This is a genomic window from Coleofasciculus sp. LEGE 07092 (assembly GCF_015207375.1).
Taxonomy (GTDB): Bacteria; Cyanobacteriota; Cyanobacteriia; order Cyanobacteriales; family Coleofasciculaceae; genus LEGE-07092.
Genome location: NZ_JADEWY010000205.1, coordinates 1 through 7,281, shown reverse-complemented (window position 1 = coordinate 7,281; position 7,281 = coordinate 1). Strand labels below are relative to the sequence as shown.

The 7,281-nt window shown below is 41.8% G+C and carries 6 protein-coding genes; 2 read left to right on the top strand and 4 right to left on the bottom strand.

Features of this window, described 5'->3' with window-relative positions:
- Positions 1 to 1,744: glycosyltransferase family 39 protein (locus IQ257_RS28195; protein ID WP_228061111.1), on the bottom strand; the 1,744-nt coding region annotated here is incomplete at its 3' end.
- A gap of 1,153 nt (positions 1,745 to 2,897) precedes the next feature.
- On the opposite strand from IQ257_RS28195, the gene IQ257_RS28190 reads away from it, so the two are divergent.
- Together IQ257_RS28190 and IQ257_RS28185 are read left to right on the top strand one after the other, a co-directional pair.
- Positions 2,898 to 3,515 carry an AAA family ATPase gene (locus IQ257_RS28190; RefSeq protein ID WP_322744491.1) on the top strand — a complete coding sequence of 206 codons (618 nt, stop codon included), beginning with the start codon at positions 2,898 to 2,900 and terminating at the stop codon, positions 3,513 to 3,515.
- A 1-nt stretch (position 3,516) separates the two neighbouring features.
- Positions 3,517 to 4,170, top strand: coding sequence for a phage tail protein (locus IQ257_RS28185; protein ID WP_228061110.1), 654 nt, complete (start codon positions 3,517 to 3,519; stop codon positions 4,168 to 4,170).
- A gap of 18 nt (positions 4,171 to 4,188) precedes the next feature.
- Here IQ257_RS28185 and IQ257_RS28180 read toward each other — a convergent pair whose 3' ends face one another.
- Genes IQ257_RS28180 through IQ257_RS28170 form a run of 3 tightly spaced genes read right to left on the bottom strand, consistent with a single transcriptional unit; the run spans position 4,189 to position 7,189 of the window.
- Positions 4,189 to 5,196 carry a YjcZ-like family protein gene (locus tag IQ257_RS28180; protein ID WP_228061109.1) on the bottom strand — a complete coding sequence of 336 codons (1,008 nt, stop codon included), beginning with the start codon at positions 5,194 to 5,196 and terminating at the stop codon, positions 4,189 to 4,191.
- A gap of 10 nt (positions 5,197 to 5,206) precedes the next feature.
- Complete coding sequence (locus IQ257_RS28175; RefSeq protein ID WP_193881683.1) at positions 5,207 to 6,808, bottom strand: hypothetical protein; 1,602 nt, start codon at positions 6,806 to 6,808, stop codon at positions 5,207 to 5,209.
- An 18-nt stretch (positions 6,809 to 6,826) separates the two neighbouring features.
- Positions 6,827 to 7,189, bottom strand: a complete 363-nt coding sequence (locus IQ257_RS28170) for a hypothetical protein (RefSeq protein ID WP_193881686.1) — start codon at positions 7,187 to 7,189, stop codon at positions 6,827 to 6,829.
- Between the last annotated feature and the right edge of the window lie 92 nt (positions 7,190 to 7,281).

Sequence of the window (7,281 nt, the reverse complement as noted above, 5' to 3'; positions counted from 1 at the left end):
CCCCAGCTCCCCTAAAATAACAACGATAAAGCTGATAGGGAATACCAATACGGTAATGCTGAGTGGGGTCAAGAGTACAGGTTTGCTGAGACGCGATCGCTAATTGCTGGGGATAATCCCGACGCTTCAAGCCAGGGGCAACTACCCACAGATTTAAGCGAGGCACAGGGGCGATTTGCAGTTCAGATAATTTTTGCCAAAGGGGTTGATACCCCTGCTCCCGATTCAGAAATGCAAAGAAAGTATCGGCATTCTTGAGACGGCTGTCCCCATGCCCTTGATCTAATGCTAGGGCAAAGCTCAACCCTAACGCCACATCTTGAATATCGCTGTAGCCTACAACGATCATCAGAGGAGCAGTTGGTTCCAAGTTCATGTTTTGAGCCACCTGCTGCGGATGGAAGGGTTTAATAAATACCAAGTTGGAAACGACAAAGACAGTACTGAGCAAGGAAGCGCCCAATAATACAATCACGTCCCATCTCCTCTGCTCTCCTGTTCTCCAGTTCTTTCCTTTCTCTAAAGCAAAGCTAGCTCCTAGCAACGCACAAATTGCCGGATAATACACAAAGTGATACCGAGGGACAACGGAGATATCCTTGTCGAGCAGGTAGATAATTGCTAAAAATTGCAGCAGCACACAAACGATGAAACCGGATAGAGTCAACGTTGCCAGTTGAGTTGAGGGCTTTCTCCAGAGTTGCTGGATTCCCCTAAATCCCTGCCAAACAACCCAACCGCCAAACCCGATGGTTAACACTCCCATTGGCACGGCAACCCATAACGGTTGATTTTCTACTGGCAGGGCAATTACCATGAGCAACCAGCCTATCAACAACTGAAATAGGGGTTCAAAGCTATCTGGTGTCGGTAGCCACTCTGTCTCTGGGCGTCCGAAATCTCCCAATAGGACTGAAAGCTGAGGCAGGTAACTTACCGCTATAGCCGCGATCGCTAATAGTACATCAATCCAACTACCACGAGAAAGTTGTTGACGATGCCAAAGCATTAATCCTACGAGGGTTAGCACCTGAGCAACGACAGCGAGGATAAAAAAGTAGTGAACGTAGCAACCGATGCTATTGACAGCAACCCAGAATAACCAAAGGGTTGGGTGTGGCTGCTGCTGGGAATAAAGACGGTGCTGAATTTCGATTAATCCCAATAGTGCTAGGGTAATCAGCAGCATTGGCAGGGTGTAGTGACGCGCTTCTTGGGAGAGATACACCGCAAAGGGAGAAACTGCCATCAGTGCGGCAGCGATAAGTCCAGCCGTTGGGTAAAAAACGAGGCGATTCAGACAGTAAACTGCGACGATTCCAGCAACTCCAAACCCAGCAGGTAGCGATCGCAATGCCCAAACAAGGGAATCTGTCCCCATGAAGCGCAGCCAGCTATGCATCAAGCAAAAAAATAACGGGGGATGGGTTGATTGTGCCGCAAGGGTACGGGCAATTTCCCCGCAGCTAGCCTCCGGTTGTAGCGTCAGAATTTGCTCTAGGGTTGAAGGAGAAAATACGATATCTAGAGGTAAGTCATTGTAGTGGCGTCCTAGAATGAAAAAGGCAGTGAGGACTTCATCCAGCCATAGGGGTTTAAGATCTAGATGCCAAAATCGCAGGACTGTTCCTAGGGCAACAATTCCAACTAATGCTAGGTAATGTCGAGATAATTTTTGGCTTTGACTCATTGACTCAATTGGCTGGGGGAGCGGCTTATCTGCGATCGCGTAACAAAATCCCATCCTCACAGAAACATGAAAACGGGAGGGAGCATCCCTATTGCAGCAACTATAGCGGTTCTCAAATGATTGGAATACGGACGGGTTTATTAGATTAAGCTGTGGAAAGCAACTATCTCGGTGAAACCCGCCCCTACGACTCTTGAATTTAGGTGTATCTCACTCAACCGAGAATCACTATATACACCCACAGCCTGGAATCCAGGAGGACTGCCATTTCTCCGTCATGCCAAAAAACAATAGGTCTAGCCAAAAGACTAGACCTATTCGAGTGCAAAAGCTTGAGTTTTCAACGAGATAAATATCTGACTATCAATTGAATAACGCTTTACAAAGGTTTACCTTCCTCACAGCTCTACCTTCACTAGTCCAACCTCGCTCCGTCTTTCCAGACTCTGGTTTGGTTTTTTCCGATAAAACCGGAAAATTGACCCCTTCAATGAATACTTAGTTGGTTGAGAGCGGTGGGCGGGTCAAAGACCGGGAACATCATGTCTACACCCATTTGCTTTGTTTTTTTCCACTTTTTGTCGAGTGGTTGATGTCCACTTTTAAAGTAACACAGTAACCACAGTTGGCTAAACAACATTTACTAAACTTGATAGGTCTTTACGAACCGCAAATTTTTGATTAAGAACTGAAATATAGTCTTTCTTCTTTACCCACACCCCACATAAACTCAAAAGGTCTAACCGATGGCAGCTAGACCTACTTGAGTTCAATATTCCGAATTTTCAACGAGTTAACTTTTTGAGTGGTAATTGAAAACTTACTAAGATTTACACATCCCGCAACTCTACCTTTAGTACTTCAGCACAGCCGTGTCTTTCTAGACCTTAAGTTTGGTTACTTCGGCTCTCACCGCAGTTGACCCCATTGAGCTGCACTTGACTGGTTAAGCTGCGTCTGGGTCATAGATGGGGGAGATCATCAGCTCTATGCCCATTACATTGGTTTTTCTCCATTTGTTTTGTCTGGAGGATGATCTCTTTCTATGAAATTTAAGATAACACAGCCCTTTTTGAAACACCAAGCGGTGTTTACCAAAGTTGATACGTCTTTACAAAGGGAAACTTTTATAGGGAGTTGGGAGTAAAAGCGGCTGTTACCGACAGATATATAGGAGGTCTAGTACAATCTTTAGGGCATAATCATCGTGCCCATTTGTGGAGGGGCTAGGGGGGATCTATCCGTAATCAAGCAAGGTTTAATTAAATTGTTAAAGGTTTTGAGCTTAGATGAAGATAGCCAAAAAATAACTGAACTTAAGGAAAGATTGAGACTTATATACTGGTTTCAAGATTTCAATTTTTCTGACAGCTTATATGAGAACGAGAATAAAATTCAAATCAAAGACAAATATTTAGACCCTAATCTAGCTTATTTTGATCAAAAAAGCTCTAATGAAGGATTCTTATTTTTGTTATTCTACTTCTCTCTTTTTATCAGCGAGAACACACCTAAGTTTTTTGCCATTGATAATATTGATGCTTCCTTGAATCCAAAACTGTGCAGTCAGTTAATGAAAGAATTAGTGGAATTAGCTAAAAAATATAATAAACAAGTCATATTTACAACTCATAATCCTGCTATTCTGGATGGATTAAATTTGGATGATGAGGAGCAAAAGCTTTTGGTCATTTATCGGAATAAGCTTGGACATACTAAAGCTAGATATGTTGAGAAATCTGAACCTTTAGAAGGACAAGAACCTGTGAAGTTATCAGAAGCTTTCTTAAGGGGTTATATTGGAGGAATTCCGAGAAATTTTTAGAATGATTACTTTTGGATTGATAGCAGAAGGTCAAACCGATCAAGTTGTTATTGAAAATATTTTAATTGGATATTTTAATAATCCTGACCTTGTAGTAAATCCACTACTACCTCTTAGAGATGAAACAGATAGATACAGGGTAGAAAATTACAGTAATTGGTTGAAAGTATTTGAATATTGTGCGTCTAGTAAATTTAGAGAAGCCTTCCAGTTTAACGAATATTTAATCATTCAGATAGATACCGATGTATCCGAAGAAGTTAATTACAATATTTCTAAGTACCAAGATGGAGAAGAATTGAGTCCTGAACAGTTGATTGAGAAAGTAGTAGAAAAGTTTAAGGGACTAATTGGTGAGGATTTTTATAGTCAGTACAAGGAAAAAATTATTTTTGCCATTTCTGTACATTCCATGGAATGTTGGCTGCTTCCACTTTATTACACAGATAATAAACAAGCCGCACAAACTAAAGGGTGTTTCGAGAGATTAAGACGTCAGATTAAAAGAGGTATTAATAAAACCTATGATGAGTATAATAATCTTTACCAGAGAATATTGCAAAAACAAAGTTTTAATGAAAAGTTATCCACTAAATCCCAGTTTGAAGTTGTTCATAGAAGCAATCCAATGCAGAAACATTGTTATAGAAAATGAAGAGTTTTAATTTCGTTACTATGTCCTCTCTATCATCGCAATACAGTCACTTGCAGTTTCTTCAATAACGGTGGTGATAAATTCTCGTGCATCGGTGGTGCGGGAGACGGAGCCAATTTGGGCGCGACAGAGTGCGATCGCACTTTGTCCCGGTTTACTTGGTCTGGCTTCTTCTGGTAATGTTGCGAGTTCTAGGGTTGTTCCCAGCGCAAACAATAGGGGTGTATTCTGAAGGCGCTGTTGCGGGATTGAGCGAACTTCGAGTAAGGCGGCTGATAATTGGCGATCACTATCTACCATCGGTTTCCAAGAATAATCCAGTAAGTCAGCGAGTCCAAAGAAGCTTTGAGGCAGTTGTTTGCTGGTAGAGAGGATTTTATTCACGAGTAATGAGCGATACCGAGTTGTATCTCCCGTTTCCAGTTCGTAGGTGGCAACGGAACTGCTGAACACTTCCCGCGCTAACAAGGCGACTTGCACAGCCCAAGGCAGTTTGGTGTATGTTTGTTCTGCTGCCCAAGCGGTTACAATTCGGTCTAAGTCTTCATTGGCAGCAACGCGCACTTCTAGCTTCTGCACTCGCGCTTCTAGTTCGTTGAGTCTGGTGCCAACTTGTTGAGCGAGGCGATCGAGTCCTTGAGTGAGTGCCAACAGTGCTTCTTCTTGCATTTGCAGGCTTTTTTTTTGGCGGCGAATGGCATCACGCGCTTCTAGTAAGGACTGCTGGGTAACTTTTAGCGCAACTTGGCTAATGTAAAGTGAGTCACTGAGTTCTAGTACCCACTGGTGTAGTGCTTCTTGTCCTGCGATCAGGTTGCCATCAAGGAGGAGTTGGCGTTTGCGATCGCTTCCGTCGAGTGTGTCTAGCAGTTGACCGAAGAAACCTCGATTTTTACGATAACGGATGAGGTCTTTGTTGACTTGAATGCCGTTAACGAGGTCAATTAGGGCTTTATCAGCGACTACGGGAACTCGACGTTGGAGTTCTTTGAGGTTAAAGGTAAATTGACTATAATCAACACTCATTTGCGATCATCTAGCATTTTATTTTTTCGTTGGTAAATCTCAGCTTGGGATTGACCTCTTCCAGAAAGTTGTCTGCTTGTTGAGCAAAGTTATCGAGTACTGATTTTAACTCCTCTTGGCTTCCTAATGATGAACCCTTGTCTTTCAATGCTTGTGTTAAACTGTCTTGATAACCTTGCAAATAGTCATCAAGTTTATTAAAAAAATCATCTAGTGTTTGCTGAAAATCTTTATCCAAGTATTCATTGATACTATCCTTCGTTTCTTGAATCTTGTTATCAATTGATTGGTTTATCTGTTTGACCGTATTTTCCAGAGACACTGTATATAAATTTTCATCTTGCTCTGATTTTTTGAAATTAAATAAGCATTTAAAAAAATCTAACGTCTTTTCTAATAGATTTTTATTTCGCTTTTCAACACTAACTTTAGGTGATAAATAATCCTTGTTTATTCCTTCTTCTAGGATTAAGAGGGGTAACTCCAAACCAACATCAAAAGCTTCATTCAATCTATCACGAGTTTCTTCAAAAATTACCTTTGTTTCCTTGATAAATATATTGTTTAAATCTGTCTGTGTTTTTTGTATATCGCTTTGAATTTCTTCAAAATGAATTTTTAGTAAAGTATCTAAAATATGTTGAGCTTCAGTACATAATTCTTCAGCAAAGTTTTCTGCATCTTGTTTGGTCTTAAATTTTACTTCATTAAGACCTCCAAAAGCGACGGCATAGGTAAGAGCGTGAGACACTGATTTAGGAATAATTAATGCGATGATTCCTTTAATCAAATCTGTAATGATTGGTATCCTAATTGGTTGAATAAGCTTTTTCTTTACGCTAAAATCTGGCTTCTCCATTAAGGTAGTAAGGCGTGAAGAGACTTCTTTGAGAAAATAATCTTGTAATTGCCTTTCACTACTTTCTCTCAAGCTGTCAAGAGTTTGATCGATATTCTTGTTCAGCTTTCTTTTTTGAGTTTCTACTTTTTTTATCAAATTCTTTCGGCAGTTTTCAAGACGGCGCAAGTCTTTTGCTAATTTATCAATCTCTGCTTGGACTTTCTTAGCATCTTTGGTTATCGCACTTCTTCGTAGCTTTACCCCATCCCGTAGCTCTACCAAGCGAACACGGGTAATATTAAGTGCATCCCTTATACACCGAGGTGCGGCTTCTGCCATCAGGGCATTGATTGCCTGATCTAGAAATGGAGCAAAGCCTGATTTGTTCCAAACCTGCTGAAATGCCAGTTGCATTTGATCTACATTGGCGTTTTGAAACAATATTTCCCACATATCACCATATGCTTGTTGAGCCAATGCTCGTGCTGTTTGCATCTGGGCAATGCTAATCTCCGGTTGCTGCTGGAGTTCTAACTGGAAGTTAGTAGCATAAAACGCACGCCTAGCAGATATCTCAAACACCCGATCTGTATTCCCAGAATCGCCTACCCCAAATTCAGCAGCAACAAACTGCCGCACTTGCTCAGGAGTCATATCACTGTCTGTACGTTGATCGATCTTATTGACCAGAACATAGAGGTTTTCCTTACCCCGAATCTGGATAACCTTCTGAACCTCGTCTTTAACGTCTTCTGCGGCTTTCGTTTTCAATTGGGTGTACAGCACTTTCTAACACGGTGTAGTACAGTAGCCATGAGAAAGCCATGTTCTACTCTTGTTTGGGTGTATCACATCGAGTCTGAAACCGCTGTAGTCCAAAACAATCAATACCAGTGAACTTTTCTGAAGCTGCTCTTCCACGACAGCCGCCAGACTTAGATTTTCTCCGGCTTCATTTGGTCCAGGCGTATCGACAATCACGAGGTTGCCCAATATTTGGGGTTGTGCGGTTGCTTGCGATCGCCAAAGGGGTGTCTCTATTCGTGGCACGTCAGTCAGGGAGCGTAGTGGATCGGCTAGCGGTGCTATTTTGCTGCACAGGCGGATAATGTCATTCAGACTAGTACAGCGCGGCGTAAATAGAGTACCCATTAAACTGCTAAGACCTTACCCTTGTAATGTAAGTCCACTTGAATGGCTTCTATAGAACCCATTTGAGATCTCAGGAAGTGGCTGCAAGCCGC

Bases quoted from the DNA above. Each gene is read 5' to 3' on its own strand.
- IQ257_RS28170 (WP_193881686.1), bottom strand. From the start codon at position 7,189: ATGGGTACTCTATTTACGCCGCGCTGTACTAGTCTGAATGACATTATC.
- IQ257_RS28180 (WP_228061109.1), bottom strand. From the start codon at position 5,196: ATGAGTGTTGATTATAGTCAATTTACCTTTAACCTCAAAGAACTCCAA.
- IQ257_RS28185 (WP_228061110.1), top strand. From the start codon at position 3,517: ATGATTACTTTTGGATTGATAGCAGAAGGTCAAACCGATCAAGTTGTT.